The 19,225-nt window shown below is 36.7% G+C and carries 19 protein-coding genes and 1 pseudogene; 15 read left to right on the forward strand and 5 right to left on the reverse strand.

Annotated elements, in window-relative coordinates; all coding sequences use genetic code 11:
• Positions 1 to 138: 138 nt before the first annotated feature.
• Positions 139 to 972 (reverse strand): hypothetical protein, encoded by an 834-nt coding sequence (locus BA1_RS12145; protein ID WP_008359322.1) that lies wholly within the window; start codon positions 970 to 972, stop codon positions 139 to 141.
• 147 nt (positions 973 to 1,119) lie between these two features.
• On the opposite strand from BA1_RS12145, the gene BA1_RS12150 reads away from it, so the two are divergent.
• From BA1_RS12150 to BA1_RS12175, 6 genes are all read left to right on the forward strand, one after another.
• Positions 1,120 to 1,695: a hypothetical protein gene (locus BA1_RS12150; RefSeq protein ID WP_017358716.1), complete on the forward strand. Its 576-nt coding sequence runs from the start codon at positions 1,120 to 1,122 to the stop codon at positions 1,693 to 1,695.
• Between the two features lie 11 nt (positions 1,696 to 1,706).
• Positions 1,707 to 2,144, forward strand: coding sequence for a hypothetical protein (locus BA1_RS12155; RefSeq protein ID WP_008359326.1), 438 nt, complete (start codon positions 1,707 to 1,709; stop codon positions 2,142 to 2,144).
• A gap of 106 nt (positions 2,145 to 2,250) precedes the next feature.
• A complete protein-coding gene (locus tag BA1_RS12160) occupies positions 2,251 to 3,057 on the forward strand; it encodes a hypothetical protein (protein ID WP_008359329.1) in 807 nt (268 codons plus the stop codon).
• Positions 3,044 to 3,856 carry a hypothetical protein gene (locus BA1_RS12165; protein ID WP_008359331.1) on the forward strand — a complete coding sequence of 271 codons (813 nt, stop codon included), beginning with the start codon at positions 3,044 to 3,046 and terminating at the stop codon, positions 3,854 to 3,856. Before BA1_RS12160 ends, BA1_RS12165 begins: the two co-directional genes overlap by 14 nt.
• Before the next feature lie 14 nt (positions 3,857 to 3,870).
• Positions 3,871 to 4,539 carry an ATP-binding cassette domain-containing protein gene (locus tag BA1_RS12170; protein ID WP_008359334.1) on the forward strand — a complete coding sequence of 223 codons (669 nt, stop codon included), beginning with the start codon at positions 3,871 to 3,873 and terminating at the stop codon, positions 4,537 to 4,539.
• Positions 4,536 to 5,045, forward strand: coding sequence for a hypothetical protein (locus BA1_RS12175; RefSeq protein WP_008359336.1), 510 nt, complete (start codon positions 4,536 to 4,538; stop codon positions 5,043 to 5,045). Before BA1_RS12170 ends, BA1_RS12175 begins: the two co-directional genes overlap by 4 nt.
• A gap of 322 nt (positions 5,046 to 5,367) precedes the next feature.
• On the opposite strand, the gene BA1_RS12180 is transcribed toward BA1_RS12175, so the two are convergent.
• A complete protein-coding gene (locus BA1_RS12180; protein ID WP_008359338.1) occupies positions 5,368 to 6,204 on the reverse strand; it encodes a helix-turn-helix transcriptional regulator in 837 nt (278 codons plus the stop codon).
• Positions 6,205 to 6,307: 103 nt separating this feature from the next.
• On the opposite strand from BA1_RS12180, the gene fabF reads away from it, so the two are divergent.
• Complete coding sequence (gene fabF, locus BA1_RS12185; RefSeq protein ID WP_008359339.1) at positions 6,308 to 7,540, forward strand: beta-ketoacyl-ACP synthase II; 1,233 nt, start codon at positions 6,308 to 6,310, stop codon at positions 7,538 to 7,540.
• Positions 7,541 to 7,894: 354 nt separating this feature from the next.
• On the opposite strand, the gene BA1_RS12190 is transcribed toward fabF, so the two are convergent.
• Complete coding sequence (locus tag BA1_RS12190; protein WP_008359341.1) at positions 7,895 to 8,350, reverse strand: hypothetical protein; 456 nt, start codon at positions 8,348 to 8,350, stop codon at positions 7,895 to 7,897.
• 573 nt (positions 8,351 to 8,923) lie between these two features.
• On the opposite strand from BA1_RS12190, the gene BA1_RS19830 reads away from it, so the two are divergent.
• The 8 genes and pseudogenes from BA1_RS19830 to BA1_RS12225 all read left to right on the forward strand — a co-directional run bounded on the left by BA1_RS19830 (position 8,924) and on the right by BA1_RS12225 (position 16,934).
• The gene (locus BA1_RS19830) at positions 8,924 to 9,193 is read left to right on the forward strand and encodes a DUF255 domain-containing protein (protein WP_008359343.1); all 270 of its coding nucleotides are present in this window, start codon (positions 8,924 to 8,926) and stop codon (positions 9,191 to 9,193) included.
• Between the two features lie 5 nt (positions 9,194 to 9,198).
• Positions 9,199 to 10,608, forward strand: a complete 1,410-nt coding sequence (dgt, locus tag BA1_RS12200) for a dGTP triphosphohydrolase (protein ID WP_008359345.1) — start codon at positions 9,199 to 9,201, stop codon at positions 10,606 to 10,608.
• A gap of 12 nt (positions 10,609 to 10,620) precedes the next feature.
• On the forward strand, positions 10,621 to 11,313 hold the full coding sequence (locus BA1_RS12205) for a nucleotidyltransferase family protein (protein ID WP_008359346.1): 693 nt from the start codon (positions 10,621 to 10,623) through the stop codon (positions 11,311 to 11,313).
• A 95-nt stretch (positions 11,314 to 11,408) separates the two neighbouring features.
• A pseudogene (locus tag BA1_RS19675) lies at positions 11,409 to 11,590 on the forward strand (DUF255 domain-containing protein); the annotation flags it as partial.
• Positions 11,591 to 11,599: 9 nt separating this feature from the next.
• A complete protein-coding gene (locus BA1_RS19680) occupies positions 11,600 to 13,483 on the forward strand; it encodes a thioredoxin domain-containing protein (protein ID WP_008359351.1) in 1,884 nt (627 codons plus the stop codon).
• Between the two features lie 152 nt (positions 13,484 to 13,635).
• Positions 13,636 to 14,406, forward strand: a complete 771-nt coding sequence (locus BA1_RS12215; RefSeq protein WP_008359353.1) for a SurA N-terminal domain-containing protein — start codon at positions 13,636 to 13,638, stop codon at positions 14,404 to 14,406.
• A 219-nt stretch (positions 14,407 to 14,625) separates the two neighbouring features.
• Positions 14,626 to 15,963, forward strand: a complete 1,338-nt coding sequence (gene glpT, locus BA1_RS12220; RefSeq protein ID WP_008359357.1) for a glycerol-3-phosphate transporter — start codon at positions 14,626 to 14,628, stop codon at positions 15,961 to 15,963.
• An 89-nt stretch (positions 15,964 to 16,052) separates the two neighbouring features.
• Positions 16,053 to 16,934 carry a glycerophosphodiester phosphodiesterase gene (locus tag BA1_RS12225; protein WP_008359359.1) on the forward strand — a complete coding sequence of 294 codons (882 nt, stop codon included), beginning with the start codon at positions 16,053 to 16,055 and terminating at the stop codon, positions 16,932 to 16,934.
• 39 nt (positions 16,935 to 16,973) lie between these two features.
• Here the strand turns inward: BA1_RS12225 and BA1_RS12230 are convergent, their stop codons facing one another.
• Together BA1_RS12230 and BA1_RS12235 are read right to left on the reverse strand one after the other, a co-directional pair.
• Entirely contained in the window at positions 16,974 to 18,362 is a 1,389-nt protein-coding gene (locus BA1_RS12230) for an amino acid permease (RefSeq protein WP_008359361.1), read from the reverse strand.
• Between the two features lie 555 nt (positions 18,363 to 18,917).
• Entirely contained in the window at positions 18,918 to 19,118 is a 201-nt protein-coding gene (locus tag BA1_RS12235; RefSeq protein WP_008359363.1) for a hypothetical protein, read from the reverse strand.
• Positions 19,119 to 19,225: the final 107 nt, after the last annotated feature.

Consider the following 19,225-nt stretch of genomic DNA (forward strand, 5'->3'; position numbering starts at 1 on the left):
AACATGATGATGGTATTAAAAAGAAGAACTATTGATATAAATATCACAACAGTTCCTCAATTTTAAGTACTTTATTCTTCCAAAGATCGGGTAAATTTAGATTTCAAAATCTACAGGATACTATAGGGTTATAAAATCTCATTCCTTTTCCATATCACTTATTAAATCATACTTAGATAGATAAATTCCCCCACCTATCGAAAAAACAATACAGAGAATAGGAACTATAATTAGTGTCATAATAATTGAGACAACTGGAGGTAAACCAAACATAGGATGCCTAATCAGCATAAATTCATTCCCAAGTAGCATTGGATTATCTGAGAAAATGGAAAGAAATAAAATACAGATACAAATTATGAAACTATAAATTGTTTTAAAAATTAATGTTAAAAAAGCAAAGATAAAAGTAAAAAGAAATGTGCCAGCTATATTTAAGAGAATTGAATAAACAATAATTTGACTATAAGAGAATTGAAAGGACGAATATCTTAAAATACTTTCGCCGTAATCTGTCAAGTTATTTACTGTCCCCCCACTCAATTTCCAAACAAACCAGGTAAGGGACAATATTAATATGTAGAAGATAAATATTGCGGCACAACAAAATAATAGTTTGCTTACCCACATTTTAAATATTGACTTTGTTCTAACTCTAATAAAGGCACTATGGGCAAATAGATCTTCTTTTATAAAAGTATTGACCAATATTGCACCACTTAATTGAAATATAATCCATCCAAAAGGAAATTCAATTGTTTGTTGTTCGACAAGTTCAAAGGGAACACCTGCAAAGGTTTTACCAATAACATCCCAAAATGCAACATTACTTTTAGTTAAACTAATATGCAGAAAATAAAGGTAGTATAGGAAATTAAACAACCCTAGAATAGATATAATGATAAAAGTTTTTGTAGTTCTATGAAACCCAAGAATCATATCTCTTTTAAAAAGTAATAATAAACCAATCATGTAAAAAAGCCCTCTCTTATCAACTAACTAGAACATAGCATAACATAGCATTTTAAATAAAAAAATACAAAAAAAGGTGTATTTTTCTTTATTTTATTGTATAATTCTCACGTACCGGTACAAATTATGGTTTTAGTGGGGAAAATAGTGAAAAAGTTATTTACATTTTTTTTAATTTTAATAATGATATCTTTGATTAGTGCTTGTCAATCAAATAATTTCAATAACACCATAAAAGACAAAGCTCCAGATCCTTCTGTAAGTATAGAAGATTTGGATAATAGCACAAAGGATGATTCTAAAATATTCTATTTTGATACCGAACAAAAGCAAAGTCTTTTTAAAGTTATATTTTGGGAAAAGTTGAAAGAGGATCATTATTATCAAGGTCAGATAAAGAATAATGATGTGGCAATTGAAAATGTTTTCAAAGGAGAGGACATTGAAGTTGGACCACTTCCTAAAAATTATGAATTAGCGATGACCTTTAGTCAAAAAGAACCTCCCCCATCAAAAATCTTGGGAAAATTGAAAGATGATAGAGGAGTTACTCATCAATGGGAACAACCTTATGATAGATCAGATGTAGATCACGATTATTTAATTAATTTACCAACATTCAAAGGTCAGAAAGCAGAAATAGCATTAAGAATGATTTGGCTAAATAAAGATAATAATTGCATAGGTGTCGCAGATAAATACTTAATTGTAAGTAAACAATGAGGTGAAGACAGTTGAAAAACAAAATAATCATTAGCCTAACTTTAATTCTAGGAGTAACCTTTTCTACTATAGGAATTGTGCATGTCTATGCAGGAGAACCAAGTGGCAACTATAAAGATACTAATTATAATTTTAGATTTCTAAAAGGAAATCCATATGATGAGACAACATCTAGAACAAAATTTACTAAATCTTGGTATTATATGAACAGTGAAAAGAATAATACTTCTTATGTAGCCTGGGCCAGATCTAAAGGAAAAGATGTTTCAGATGGCCACTATTATACAATTAAGAAAAATTATAAAGGAGTACAACTCCTATACAATTTGGCAGTTGAAAAAACATTCTTGGGAATAGGATATCCGCCTGTTTCGATAGGTGCTAAGAAGAATGCAGCTGGTCATGCTAATGGCAAATGGAGTCCCGATTACGATCCAAAAAGCCCTTGATTCTATTAGGCTCTTTAAACTCAAAAGAGAACTATGTGACACAGCGACTCAGAATTAACTGAGTCGCTTCTATATTTAGTTTTAAATAAACGAAATGGAGAGAAACATGTTTTATTTGCTTATATTACGATTAATAAAGCGCCCTTCTTTTTACATATCATTAGCCATTGGTGCAATTTTAGCGATTGCTTATTTTTGGACAGAAGAAATGCCACTCAAAGAACATTTAGAACTTACAGGAGGAATTTCTTTTACCCCTTATACAAAATGGATGGGGATCGGTGGAATATCAGATTATCCAGCACTTTACATGTTCTTATTACCAATTTTGGCAACACTCCCATTTTCAGATCTGTACTCAAGAGATCGGTCAACTGGTTTTTTTCGCTTTTTAATTATTAGAGGAAAACAAAAACAATATTTCTTTAGTTTGTTTCTTATAAACTTTTTAGCAGGTATGCTCACAGCTGTCTTTCCCCTATTATTAAATATTTATTTGTCTTTCATGAGACTTCCAAATATAAAACCTGATAGAGCGATTAACAATGAGATGCCTTTAGACTCTGATAATACTTTCTTACCAGATCTATATTATACACATCCCTTTGTTCATATGCTTTTATATGTCATATTGATTGGTATTTTCTCTGGTATGTTCGCAAGTATAGCTTTGGGATTTGGAATGTTTATTAAAAAATCATTTGTTGTTCTAATTACACCTTTTGCAAGTTTATATGTCATAAACATGGTACTTTCAACACTAGGGCATCAGGAAATGATATCAACAAGCTTCTTGCAACAACAGGCTACAGATGGTGTGAGTCTAGCAAGTCTTGTTTTACACTTGTTTATCGGATTTATGTTAAGTTTTTCATTATACATTCTAGGGGTTAAAAAGAATGTTATTCGTTAAAGAACTACATATCGTTTTACTCGACATATGCCGTTATAAAGTGCGATTATTCATCTGGTTTTTTTGTTATTTGCTCTGTATTTTATATTTAGTCAAAGAAAGTATACCGCAACATGGAATAATGGGAATACCACAATCTTTAAATTTATTTTTCTCTTCCTATACATTTATTTTTCCCGTATTACCCCTTTTTCTAATGTTTTTTTCATTTGGAATCGTACCTTTTTTCGACTCTTCTCGTTTTGTTCGTTATCAAAAAAGAGAAAAAGTATTTTTATCGTTATTATTACGTGTCTTTTGGATCTGTCTAATATTCACTCTCATATACCTAATTGGTGGTTTCCTTCTGGGTGGCTTCCTGTCAGGAAGGTGGAACAACGTTTGGCTGTCTACAAAAGGAGCTCCATACTTAATATATGGCGATCAACTACCTTTAGATGAATACTTTTCATCTAATATCATGTTAATTAGATATCTGATTACAAGTTTATTGGTATTCCATCTGATCGGACTATTTGTTGTGGTTTGCTATTTGTTAAGTAAAAATTATATATACAGCTTTATTATCATTTCATCTGCTGTGATTCTTGATAAAATGCTTAATATTTATTTTGGTTTTTCTTTCATTAATGACTCACTGTCATTAGAAATGACATCTTGGCTTATACCAGGTTTATTTTCTAGAATGATTTATTTATTTAGTGGTTTTGGATTACTTTTTACTTTTCTAGCATATAAAATTTTTATCAAACAAGATTTTTTAACTGAATACGGCAATGATCATGAAAAAGAATATTAATCGAGGTGAAACTCATGTCAGAAGAATATATTAAAATTGAGGCATTAAACAAATTTATTAAAAAAAACCAAGTCCTTAAGAATATTAACTTATCATTACAAAAGGGGAATATTTATGGTTTTCGTGGACCTAATGGATCCGGAAAAACAATGTTGTTTCGTGTATTATCCGGATTAGTAAAACCAAGTGATGGAAAAGTAACTGTAGGTGGGAAACAATTACACAGAGACATCTCATTTCCCGAAAATGTTGGAATATTAATAGAGTATCCTGGTTTTATCCCAGAATATACTGGTTTTGCTAACCTAAAATTACTCTCTATGATTCAGAATAAAATTAACGATAACGAAATTTCTGCTGTGATTTCTCGTGTAGGGCTTGATCCAAATGACAAAAGAAAGTTTAAAAAGTATTCTCTTGGGATGAAACAACGTTTGGGAATAGCTCAAGCAATTATGGAAAAACCGGATTTGCTCATTTTAGACGAACCTACTAATGCTTTAGATGAGAAAGCAGTCGAAATAGTACATCAATTACTCGTAACATTAAAAAATGAAGGTAAAACAATTTTGATCGCTAGCCATGATAAAGAAACTCTTCAAAAGGTTTCAGATACGATTTATGATATTGAATCTGGTGAAATTATAAAAGAAACGATTGTTGATAGGGATAAAGAAAAATGAGAAAAAAAGTAATAGTAATTTCAGTGATGACTATAATTTTTATCTTAATCAGCATGTTCCGCTATCAACAAGTGAATAGTGAATACTCCAACTATAAAGTAACAGAAAAAAACCTTACGACAAATGAAACGTTTGAATTTCTAAAAATAAGTCATACGTTTAAAAAAGCTAAGAAAATTAATACCATTGATGAAATGAGAAATAAAATAACTGAATACCGCATACCATTTACATTAAAAAATAAAACAAACGATAAACTTCCCCTACATCCTGAATTTTATAGAATGATGAGGGGAGAGGAAGAAACCCAGACCATAGACTTTATTAATAATAAAACAGGCAAAAGAGTTAAAGATATTAAGCCTCATCAATATATAAGCGGTACCGTCACCTTTACATTTGCAAATAATGGTGAGGGAAATTTAAAAACGCCTAAACTCCATATGATCGGGAGTGATGGAATATCAGTTGAGAAATTCATTGTGAAAATTGATTACTTCAAGTAGCATATACTATTCAAATCAAAAGAAATACGTCCTTTTGTCCTCTTCTACTTTAAGAGGATTTTTTATATAAAAAGGCGAAGTTTTACTAAAGTTAAAGTACGAAGGAAATTAATATATGAAAGCAGATGAATTCATGCCAAACAATCAAAAATCCACCCCACTCCACTGAAAAATCACCATACCTCCTTCAGCACAGCACACACACAATGCCTTCATCCAAATACAAATAACCAATTGCTACTATACTAGTTGTTTTTTAAAATCTACACAAAGTTAAAGAAGTATTCTTTGAATCAGCCCTATTCTTCTCTCCAAACAACAGCTACCCTTCAATTAAACGTTTTAACTTAAGCTCCGTTTCAGTATCCTCAACTGGAGTATAGACACTGCATCTTAAATCAGTATCCCCATACACTTGTAATGAAGTGAGATTAAACAACATTTTCCCTACCTTAGCATGACGAAATTCAATTAATACTTCAGGTGCATAACTGATCTCATTTTCATTCCATATTTTACGAAACTCAGGATATGCCTGCTCCATTTCTTCTATAAATTGCTCATACCAGTCATCCGCCACATACTGTCCATAATACGTTCTAAATATGGCGATATATCCTCTTACAAAATGCTCCCAATTCACGGCTAAACTTTTAAATTCCTTTCTTGCGAATAGTAAGCGGATGATATTTCTTTCTGCCGGGATGATTTGTTCAAAGTCCAAAAATACATTAGCTGCTGCTTGATTCCACCCAACAATCTGACTTCTTCTATCAGATATAATCGTTGGACAATAACGAAGTTCCTGCAGAATTTTCACTAAAGCCGGACTGATTTCCTTCTCATTCTCAATGATATAGGATTGTTTCACACCTTCCTCTAACGCTAGAGCGTACAAATATCTCCTTTCATCGTTATTTAATTGTAATGCACTAGAAATCGCATCTAATACCGAAGTAGATACTTTTATATCTCTGCCTTGTTCTAACCATGTATACCAAGTAAGACTCACACCGGCTAGTTGAGCCACTTCTTCTCTTCTGAGTCCTGGTGTTCTTCGGCGGGTTCCTACAGGTAAACCAACCATTTGAGGCGTGATTTTTGAACGTTGGTTCTTTAGAAATTCTGATAATGCTTGAAGTCTTGTTTCAGGTTTCATTAAGGTCTCCTTTTAAAATATTATTCATTATACTAGGATAAACAACAACTTGTAATAGGATAACACAATGGCTAAAGTTAATAAAAACAAGGAGGGAATGATCATGAAAAGAGTTGTCATTACTGGAATGGGAGTTATTTCTCCACTAGGAAATGATATAGATAGCTTTTGGAACCAACTAGTTCAAGGACAATCGGGAATATCTCTCATTGATTCTTTTGATACGACTGATTATAAAACAAAAATAGCTGGAATCGTTCGTGATTTCGATGCAGATGAAATATTAGGGAGAAAAGAAGCAAAACGATTAGATCGTTTTAGTCAGTTTGCCTTAGCAGCGGCCGAACAAGCATTAGAACATTCACAATTACAGTTAGATCAAGTAGATCTTGAACGTTTAGGCGTATATGTTGGTTCAGGAATCGGAGGCATACAATCGCTTGTAGATAATGTGCATGTATTAGACAAACGAGGTCCCTCGAGAGTAAGCCCCAGCCTTGTCCCCATGATGATTTCAAATGCAGCTGCGGCCCAAATCAGCATTAAATTAGGCGCACAAGGGCCATCATTGTCACCAGTCACAGCTTGTTCTATCGGGAACACCTCTATTGGTGAAGCTTTCAATGCGATTCGAAACGATGAAGCAGATATTATATTTGCCGGTGGAGCAGAAGCTGCCGTCAATCAGATATCTTTGGCTAGCTTTGGAAACGCACATGCACTATCTACTAGAAACCAAGACCCAAGTCGAGCCAGCCGCCCATTCGATACAGATAGAGATGGTTTTGTTATGAGTGAAGGCGCAGGTATCTTAGTATTAGAATCATTAGACAACGCAATTCTTAGAGATGCGCCGATATTATGTGAAGTAGTGGGATACGGGGCTAGTTCAGATGCACATCATATGGTCGCTTCACACCCAGAAGGTAGGGGTGCCTACTTAGCCATGAAGAAAGCATTGAGAAGTGCAGATATATCAACAAGTGAAATCGATGTTATTAGTGCTCATGCAACAAGTACACAAGTAGGTGATCGTTCAGAAGTTCTAGCCATTAAGAAATTATTTGGTGATCGTTCAGGTGAAATTCCAACAACTGCGAACAAGTCAATGACTGGGCACATGTTTGGTGCTGCAGGCGGAGTAGAAGCGATTGCTTTAGTGGAAAGTTTGAGACGAGGAATGATTCCGCCAACTATTAATGTAGAGAAACAAGATCCAGATTGCAATTTAGATGTTGTATTAGAAGCGAGACAGCTTCCATTGAAATATGGGCTATCCAATTCTTTTGGTTTTGGAGGACATAATTCAGCCATCTTGTTAAAACATTACGATTGAAGTAGTGAAAAGGTGAAATAATGACAAAACAAGGGTTTATAGTCCTTGATTTGTCATGATGGGAATACCTCACAGACAATTGATCACGGACCTCAGCTATCTGATATATTAATTATATTCCTGTTTAGACGGTTTTGAGGATGAAGATAAGGATGAGAGTTTGGATTTAGTTATTAATTTCAAGACTCAACAATTTGGGAAACATTTAAAGTTCAAATCTTCTATTGGAACACAAACAATACATCTTAATTAAGAAATAAATGAGAACGCCCATAACATTTTAAAAGTAAGGAAACTATCTTATTAGCCTCCTTACTTTTATATCAATACACTATTATTGAATACTAAATAGCATTAATCCCATTTTTCCATATGTACTTTTAATTCTGGTATACTTAATATCCTTTGTATCTCTGTATCATTTTCCGTATCTATATAACTTTCTTCTTCATGAGAAGATGTAACCAGCCATTCTTCTCCATTTTTGAAGAAGGACAAGTCTTCTGGTAAATTTGGTTGCTCCCAATCATATAAAGAATTTGCGAATTCTTTTAGAATACTCTTCGCATTTTCATCTGTATAATAGTAATAAACTTTTGCTGTATTGTTAAATAGCATTGTGCTAGCCCATTCTGATTGTTCTTTCATCTCTTTCAATGAACTTTCAAGTCTTTTTAGGAAGGGATCAAAAGATTTTAAAGATCCCATATCTTTTCTTAAAACTAAATGAAACTCATCACAAATTTCGAAAGCCAAATCAATTAATTTGGAGTACTGCTCACCTTTTGGATTTTGATCAATAACTAACATATTTACACCTTCTCATATACCCATTTTTTAGATTTTTTGAATGTAAGTTCTTTTATGCTTCTTAAACTCAGATAATGCAACATAAGTAACTCCTGTAATAGTCACCGCTAGACCTATTGAAATTAAATGTGCTAAAAGTGCTTCTCCACCAAACGAAGAGATTACTAGAATGAATAGTATATATTTATTTCCAACACCACTTTTAACACATATTTTCATAAAAACACAAAGCTATTATAACAGCTTGTTATTATTGATTAAATACACACAAGATAAATATAGTAATAAATTCCATTTAAAAGGCATTAATATAGGTTTTCATAATTAATGAAGCGAATAAAAGAATTGAAAACAAATCTATCGAAAGTTAAAATTTCCACAGCAGTCCCTATAAATTTTTGACCTAATTATAGTTTTTTGATTTTTGCTCAGTTTCAAAATAAAGAACTATCGGTTATTATCCTACGTAACTTTTTTGAAGTAGTAATATCTAAATTCAAATGAAATTCCTTAAGCCCATCACCCTTTACACTCAAAAAGATTTGATAAATAAATATGAAAGGAGGAGATTCCATGTCTACTAACAATAAACCCAACAGATTAATCACTGAAAAATCTCCATACCTTCTCCAACACGCCCTTAACCCAGTTAACTGGTATCCATGGGGAAAAGAAGCCTTCGACAAAGCGAAACGTGAAAATAAACCGGTGCTTGTCAGCATCGGCTATGCCACTTGCCACTGGTGTCCGTCCTACCATACCTTATTTATTAAATTATTTTTATTTATAACCGATATAAAAATAGATTTAATTACAAAAAATAGAAATGGTATAGGGGTGTAATTCGTATGGGACAAGGCTTCAAAATGAATTGGGATAAATTATTATCTGGCATTAGACTTAGACAAAAAATGGTATCCACAAGAGAAATAAATGACGGCAGAAATGATTTTGATGATGACTATTCTAGGTTAATTTTTAGTTCTTCTATTAGAAGATTACAAGACAAAGCACAAGTGTTCCCTCTTGATAGTAGTGATTTTGTGCGTACAAGGTTAACACACTCCCATGAAGTTTCTGCAATCGGGCGTTCTCTAGGCTCTAGTATTGAAAAGGTATTAATAAAAGATGAGAAGTTAAATGTTAAACATAGCGGCAAAATAAGTTCCTTACTTGCTACTGCTGGTCTAATACACGATTTAGGGAACCCACCCTATGGACATTATGGTGAATCAGCAATTCAAACATTTTTTAAAAGATGGTTTTATGATGATAATAATAAACATAAGAAAAACCTCACAGTTCAACAGATTGCAGATTTTGAAAATTTTGAAGGAAATGCACAAACGTTTAGATTACTCACTAAACTTCATAATTTAAAACATGATAGTTATGGTTACAATCTATCAGCTGCAACCCTAGCTACAATTATTAAGTATCCACGTTCTTCAACTGAAGGTAATAAAAATAATGAAAATATGGGTACTAGCTTTAAGAAATTTGGATATTTACAAAGTGAAAAAGATAGATTTGATTTAGTGAAGAAGTTTACAGGTATTGGAGATTTCAGACACCCTCTTACCTTCTTATTAGAGGCTTCTGATGACATTGCTTATTCCGCAGCAGATATTGAAGACGGCTGCAAAAAAGGGGTTTTAGATTACACAACTATTAAAGAAATATTAGACAAGCATCTATCAAATGGATCAGACGAAGATAAAATCCTCTGTAATTATTTTCACTCAGTATATGAAGAAAACAAAGTTCGAACAGATAGGCTAGATAATACAGTTCAAAAATTTAGAATTCAGGCTCAAGGTTTCATGATTAAATCTGTTACAAAAAAGTTCGTTCAACTACACGACAAGATCCTAGAAGGAAAATTCGATGAAGATATTTTATTAGCATCAGAAGCAGCAAATATCCGACTGGCTTTTAAAGATTTATCTAAAATCATATTCAAGGATAATGAAATTCAAGTGAGAGAATTAGCAGGTGGAACAGTTATCCAAGGTCTTCTTCAAAAATTTGTAACAGCTGCACTTTCCAGTAATTGTAATGAAGCTAAAACAGAAGATGGAAAGCTATATTCATTGATATCAAGCAATTACAGAGATATAATGGAGTTAGTTCACAAAAAACATTCTACAGAACCTTCAACATATGAAAGATTACTTCTTGTTACTGACTTTATATGTGGCATGACAGATACTTACGCCTTAGAATATTATAGACGGTTAGCAGGAATTAAACTCTAAGGAGGAAAGGCAATGCTCAATGCCTCCCAAATTAAAAATAAAGCAGGCATAGGCTTTGATAATCTCATTCAAGAAAATCAAAAGATTGATCACCTTATTAAACATTTAAAACATATTGGCGACGTATTTTTGATAGGTGGGGCTTTAAGAGACTTTGCTTTAAATGAAGTACCTCGCGACATTGATTTAATGATAGATGCCCCTGCAAATCACCTTGCTACCTTATTGGATAACTATTATTACAGAGTGAATCGTTTTGGAGGATTTAATGTTCTAATTGATGATGTTGAATTTGATATTTGGAGTGTTCACAATAATTGGGCATTTGAAAATAATTATTATGAAACTAAATTCAATAACATTACTAAAGGCGCCTTCTTTAATTTTGATGCTATTGCACTAAACTTAAGTGATGGTGCTTTAGATGCTACTAAATTCATTGATGCAGCAAACAAAAAACTACTAGACATTAATTTGCATACTGACTTTATTGATTCTAATCCTAACCCTGAAAAAAATGTATTACGGGCATTACGATTAAAGAAAAAATGGTCATTAAGATTATCACCAACAGCTAAAGAATATTGTCAATGCTGGTATGATAAACAAGACCACCCAATTGACTATATTATGTATTTGGAAGAACAGCACTATGGAAATTCTATTTTAAAGACAACTGATTTTGATTTTTTTCGCAAAATATAAAAGGACGTATCTAAATTAAAAGATACGTCCTTTTATATTATTAATTCTACATGTATATAATATATTATCTATAGTTAATAAAGGTAGGTGATCCCATGCCAAACAAAAAAATACCCAACCGATTAATCGCTGAAAAGTCGCCATACCTTCTTCAACACGCCTATAACCCGGTCAACTGGTACACCTGGTCAGACGAAGCTTTCGAAAAAGCGAAACGCGAAAACAAACCTGTTTTCGTATCGATTGGGTATGGTTAACCAAAGGAACATGCCACTGGTGCCACGTCATGGCACACGAAAGCTTTGAAGATCAACAAGTCGCTGACATCCTAAACGAGCATTTCATTTCAATCAAAGTCGATCGTGAGGAGCGTCCGGACATTGACTCGATGTATATGTCCGTTTGTCAGATGATGACTGGGCAAGGCGGCTGGCCGCTCAACGTGTTTGTCACGCCTGATCAAAAGCCGTTTTATGCGGGGACTTATTTTCCAAAAAGAAGTGCTTACGGCCGTCCCGGCTTCATTGAAGCACTGACGCAATTGCTGGATGCTTATCACAACGACCGAGATCATATTGAATCATTGGCAGAAAAGGCAACAAATAATTTGCGGATCAAGGCAGCAGGGCAGACAGAAAATACGCTCACTCAGGAGTCGATTCACAAAGCCTATTATCAGCTCATGAGCAGCTTTGATACGCTGTATGGCGGCTTCGGTTCTGCGCCTAAATTTCCTGCGCCTCATATGCTCTCGTTTCTCATGCGCTATTTTGAATGGACAGGGCAAGAAAATGCGTTATATGCTGTCACAAAAACGTTAAACGGCATGGCAAACGGCGGTATTTATGATCATATTGGTTCTGGATTTACTCGGTATTCAACCGATGAAAAATGGCTTGTGCCGCATTTTGAAAAGATGCTGTATGATAACGCCTTGCTGATAGATGCCTACACCGAAGCCTATCAAATCACTCAACACCCTGAGTACGAAAAGCTTGTCCAAGACCTCATTCAATTTATCAAACGAGACATGATGAATCGTGATGGCTCTTTTTATTCAGCAATCGATGCCGATTCGGAAGGAAAGGAAGGGCAATATTACGTTTGGACAAAAGAGGAGATCATGACTCATTTAGGTGATGACCTCGGCACTTTATTTTGTGCGGTCTATCACATCACAGAGGAAGGAAATTTTGAAGGACAGAACATCCCTCATACCATTTCCACCTCATTTGATGACATCAAGGCAGCATATTCAATCGACGACAAAACCCTTCATTCCAAACTGCAATCCGCTCGACACATCTTACTCACTGTAAGACAGCAGCGGCCTGCACCGCTGATCGATGACAAGGTACTCACCTCGTGGAATGCGCTGATGATCTCCGCACTTGCCAAAGCAGGGAGTGTCTTTCATGTAGAAGAAGCCATCCGCATGGCAAAACAGGCGATGTCTTTTCTCGAAACACACCTCGTCCAGCAGGAACGGCTCATGGTCCGCTACAGGGAAGGGGACGTGAAGCATCTAGGCTTTATCGAAGATTATGCGCACATGCTCACAGCATATATGTCTTTATACGAAGCGACCTTTGACCTAGATTGGCTGACAAAAGCCAGAGCCGCTGCTGAAAATATGTTTGAACTGTTTTGGGATGAGCAAATCGGGGGCTTTTTCTTCTCAGGCTCAGATGCAGAAGCGCTTATCGTTCGTGAAAAAGAAGTATACGACGGGGCCATGCCGTCTGGTAACAGTACTGCACTCCAAAAGCTTCTGAAACTAAGCAGAATGATCGGACGTCAAGACTGGATCGAAACACTAGAGAAGATGTTCAGCGCCTTTTACGTCGATGTCTCTTCCTATCCAAGCGGACATACCGCCTTTTTACAAGGACTATTAAGCCAATATGCCGTAAAACGAGAAATCATTATTCTCGGGGAAAAGGGCGATCCGCAAAAAGAACAGCTTCTACAAGCATTGCAAAAACGATTCATGCCATTTGATCTCATTTTAACTGCCGAAACAGGGCAAGAATTAGCAAGGCTCGCACCTTTTGCAAAAGATTACAAAACGATCAACGACAGCACGACGGTCTATATTTGTGAAAACTACAGCTGCCGCCAGCCGATCACCAATCTCGACGAAGCGATGGAACAATTATTCCAAACTTGAGCTGTCATATGATGACTATGAGAAGACAAAATGAGGACAAACAGATAAAAAACATGTCAATCCGCTAACAATTCGTCTGTACGGTTTTATTTTTCCTCTAAAACGGTTAGAATGCGCACTAGATGTTCTCATACCGAAGGGAGAGAAAATAATTGAAAAAAGTATCATATACACTCATTGCTTGTCTGTTATCAGTGGGGCTTGCAGCCTGCTCATCAAACGATGCGAAACAGGATAAGCAAAACGATTCAGCCAAAAGCAAGGAAACAACACAGGCTGACCAAAAAGAGCAGCAAAAGCAAATGGAAGAGATGCAAAAGAAATTAGACGCACAAAAAATTGATGATCAAAAGGTCGTTGCGACCGTCAACAAAGATAAAATCACAGGAAGTGAATACAATAGCGCCTTATCGACCATTCAAGGTCAGCTTCAGCAGTCAGGACAAGACCCAACATCTAAAGAAGGCGCAAAAGCTGTCAAGAAGCAAACCATTGATGCGCTAGTAGGTCAAGAGCTCATCCTGCAAGATGCTGAGAAGAAGGGCTATAAAGCCTCTGACAAGCAAGTCGATAAGCAGCTAAAAGAAGAAAAGAAACAATTTAAAGACAATGCTCAATTTGAAGAAGCACTCAAAAAGAGCGGACTGACAATGGATCAGCTGAAAAGTGATATTGCCGACAGCATCAAATACAGCCAATATGTCGACAAAGAAATTAAATCAGCCTCTGTGTCTGAAAAAGACGTCAAAGCGTACTATGACCAATACGCCGAACAAATGAAAAAACAAAAACAAAAAGCACCTGATTTCAAAGACGTCAAATCACAAATCAAGAAGCAGTTAGAATCTCAAGAAAAGCAAAAAGAAGTACAAAAAGAAATTGATCAACTAAAGAAATCTGCAAAAATTGATGTATCGATTTAACCACTATTAAAAATCCGCCATTGTGCGGATTTTTTTTCATCACTTCATGAACTGTTCTTCCAAAATAATGACAAAAGCCTCATCATAAACATCTTCTCCATCCGATATGATGGGAGTACAAAAGAAAGCGTTATCAATTCTTTTGTCTCTGAAAAAGTACAAGATCAAAGACAGACCTCGTACTTTTGTTTCAGTCATATCTACAAGAGGAGGATGTTTATGTTCAAATGGTTTAAACCGGCTCCGCATATCGACAGGCTCGATGATGCCAAAACAGACGAAACCTATAAACGGCTGCGTCTGCAAGTCTTTTTGGGAATCTTTATCGGATATGCGGGCTACTATTTGCTGCGCAAAAATTTCGCATTTGCCATCCCTTATCTACAGGAAGAAGGGTTCACGAAAAGTGAACTAGGCTTTGTGCTGGCGGCCGTCTCCATCGCTTATGGCTTCAGTAAATTCATCATGGGCATGATCTCAGACCGCTGTAACCCAAGATACTTCTTAGCCGCCGGACTCTTTCTATCAGCTCTTATCAATATCCTATTTGTCTCGTTTCCATGGGTCACGTCCAGTGTATGGATCATGTTTTTATTCATGTTCTTAAACGGCTGGTTTCAAGGCATGGGATGGCCACCATGCGGACGAACGATGGCGCATTGGTTTTCGGTGAGTGAACGTGGTACGAAAATGTCGATTTGGAACGTTGCTCATAATATTGGCGGAGGTATTCTTGCACCACTCATCACACTAGGAATTGTGCTGTTTGCGACTTGGAAAAGTATCTTTTTCTTCCCTGCCATCATTGCCATTATCGTCTCCTTCGTCATTATTCTTCTCGTACGGGACACACCGCAATCCAATGGTCTTCCGCCAATTGAAGAATACCGAAATGACTATCCGGCTCAACAATATGAGGATCAAGAAAAAGAATTAAAAGTAAAAGAGATTTTATTTAAATATGTACTCAACAATAAGTTCCTTTGGTACATCGCCATTGCCAACGTCTTTGTGTACTTCGTCCGTTACGGTGTCGTAGACTGGGCACCTACCTATTTAACAGAAGCAAAAGGATTCTCACCAGAGCATTCACGCTGGTCTTATTTCCTTTATGAATATGCAGGCATCCCTGGTACATTATTGTGCGGGTGGATTAGTGACCGCTTCTTTAGAAGCCGCCGTGCACCTGCTGGCGTCCTCTTTATGATTGGCGTATTAATTGCGGTTCTTGTGTACTGGTTAAACCCTGCTGGCAATCCAATGGTTGATAATATTGCCCTCATCAGCATCGGCTTTTTGATTTACGGACCCGTCATGCTCATTGGACTGCAAGCCATTGATCTCGCTCCGAAAAAAGCCGCTGGCACCGCTGCCGGACTGACAGGCTTCTTCGGGTATATTGGCGGCTCAGCTTTTGCCAATGCCATGATGGGCGTAGTAGTCGATCACTATGACTGGACAGGGGGCTTCATTTTACTGGTAGGTTCTTGTGTGCTTGCGATTGTTTTCCTCGCCATGACATGGAATACAGGAAAACGTGTAGAGCAAGCTTCATAAAAATCACATAAAAGATTTATATCCACCCAACATGCCCTTTACATCTATTCCTTATGATGAAGGCAGTTACCGTAAAAGGAGGATAAAATATGAAGAAAAGTAGATTACTTGCTTTCGTGTTGCTCTCTTTTGCTTTACTGTCTTTTGCGTGGGTGCCGACCACCATATCAGCACATGAAAATCTTTTATCTCCAGATCGTCTCTTAACCATTGCACACCGCGGAGCATCAGGGTATGCCCCAGAGCATACCCTGGCTTCCTACAAGCTCGCCACAAACATGAATGCAGATTACCTTGAACTCGACCTCCAAATGACAAAGGATGGACATCTCATCGTCATGCACGATGAAACCGTTGACCGGACGACAAACGGAACAGGCTGGGTTAAAGACCTCACCCTTGACGAAATCAAACAGCTGGATGCCGGTTCATGGTTTAACGAAGCCAACCCCGACAAACAAAATGCCCACTTTATTGGACAGCAAGTCCTCACATTAGATGAGGTGTTACACTATTTCGGCAAACAAGAGAATTATTATATTGAAACAAAAAAACCAGACATCTATCCGCAAATGGAAGAAAAGCTATTGGCCGTCTTAAAGAAACATCACCTTCTTGGAAAACACACGAGAAAAGGGCAGGTCATCATCCAATCCTTCAGCGAGGAAAGTCTGCTAAAACTACATAAACTCGCCCCTCGTCTTCCAAAAGTACAACTATTAGACAGAGCCCAAATGACGTCTATTACAGATGATCAGCTCGACTTCATCAAATCATATGCAGTGGGGGTCGGACCGAATTTTAGAGCTTTGACACTTGAAAATGTACAACAGGTCAGAAGCCACGGTCTCCTCCTTCATCCATACACAGTCAATAGCGAGGCAGACATGGTACGCCTTTTGCAATACGGCGTCACGGGGCTTTTCACCAACTTTCCAGATGTCTTTCAGGGTGTAAAAGCTTCACTGTAAATAACAAAAGCCTTGCGGTTCATTCCGCAAGGCTTTGTATTATTTCAATGTTTGTTCAGAAGAAGCACTATCAATTGGTTCTCGTTTGCCGATTCCAAATACATAAAAACTAAGCGCCACTAAAATCAAGAACACAATTCCCACAATCAACGAAATACGTGTATCCTGATTGATGAGCATAAACGCAAGAACCATCAGTAAGAAACCGATTGTGACATAATTAGAAAATGGCGCAAGCGGCATCTTGAACGGATGCTGGTCAAGTGCTGCCCCCTTTGCCTTTCTGAAGCCGATATGACTCATTAGAATCACAAACCAAGGCACCATGCCAGGAAGAACACTCGCACTATACACATAGACGAAAATATTTGGCGGAGATACGTAATTTAGGACCACTCCTACCGCTAAACCGATCAGCACAGCAAATGTCCCAAAATAAGGTACACCGTTCTTTGAAATTTTTGTAAAGAAAGCAGGTGCCTGTCCATTCACACCTAATGTATAAAGCATACGCCCCGCACTGAAAATCCCACTATTACAGCCCGACATCGCTGCTGTAATAACAACAAAGTTAATAATACCTGCTGCCGCCGTAATTCCAATTTTCGCAAACGTCGCCACAAAAGGACTGCCAAGGGTATTCAGCTGATCCCAAGGGTACACGGTCACAATGACAAAGATCGCTCCGATATAGAAAATCAAAATACGCCAGATGATACTTTTGATAGCATTTGTCAGCGTCTTTTGCGGATTTTGCGCCTCACCTGCTGTAATCCCAATCAGCTCTACTCCTTGATAGGCAGCAATCACTAGAGACAATGCAAATAAAAAGCCGCTAAATCCACCTGTAAAGAAACCGCCATGCGCCCAAAGATTAGACAAACCAATCGCTGTTCCACCGTTTCCAAATCCAAAGAAAATAATGCCTAAACCCGCAATGATCATTAAAATAATCGTCACAATCTTGATCATCGCAAACCAGAATTCAAACTCACCGAATGACTTAACCGAAATCAAATTCGCCGCACCTAAAATGATCATAGCGATTAATCCCGGAATCCACGCTGGTAACTCAGGGAACCAATATTTCATATAAGCACCTACGGCGATAATTTCAGACATCCCAACAATGACCCACTGGAACCAGTTACTCCAGGCTGTCATATACCCCGCAAGCGGATGAATATATTGATGCCCAAATGTAGCAAACGATCCCGTACTCGGTTCAAGATATAACATTTCTCCCATCGCACGCATAATAAAAAAGATAAAAATACCACAAACTGCGTACGCTAAAAGAACCGATGGACCTGTCCATTGAATGGCTTTAGCTGACCCCATAAATAAGCCAACACCAATTGTACCGCCAAGTGCGATCATTTGAATATGACGAGCACTTAACCCTCTCTTTAATTCCTTTTGAGCCACTTCTATATTCCCCCTCATCAACAAACAACATAAAAAATAAAAATCAGAATTTTCATTCTGATTCAAAATCTTCAACCTTTCGACGTATATTATCATAATAAATCTACCCTTAAAAAACAATTGTTTTTTTGAGAGAAACACTATTAACAAAATATTCTGACACAAAAAGAAATTCAAATTATTTTATATTGATATACTTAATCGAGGTTTTCATGACCCTCACTTAAAAGAAAATAACCACCCTTTAAACCCTCTCTCCTTTTACAAACCATTCTCATCAGAAAAGCATCTGATCTTTTCTAAAGTCACCAATTTGACAGCTGCGAGCATCACTCCAGACAATTGTCTTAAATTCATACAAGACTTATCGACCCTTTCCCAAAACAGCACATAAGACCTCGCAGCCAAAGCTGTTCATACAAATGTATATAGAACAAAAAAAGACCGCTCACACGGTCTTCTCATCCACATCCTCAATACGAAAACCATCTGCCCATACCGGGCCACGACCGCCAAGCAACCTCCCAAAACGAATGGATTCAGCTGAAATGCTGCCTAGAACACCTTACTTTGATAAATGACAGTAGAAAGTCTCCAAGACATCAGGTAGATCAACATAATCAGCACAGCTGACCCAGTATATAAAATTGGAATCGATACATTCATCACAAAATAAGTGATCGCACTGAAACGCTCCGCTAAATAGGCCACAATCGGCGGCCCTATACCAGATAAAATGATAAAGTCAATGATCACTGCCGTTGATATAGCCGGGCTTCAGAATATAAAACAATGGAAAGGTAAACGCCGCAAACAGTAAAACAGCCCGCTGTGAAGTGCACCCCAAATATTAGACACAGTCT

Source organism: Bacillus xiamenensis, from assembly GCF_000300535.1.
Lineage (GTDB): Bacteria > Bacillota > Bacilli > Bacillales > Bacillaceae > Bacillus > Bacillus xiamenensis.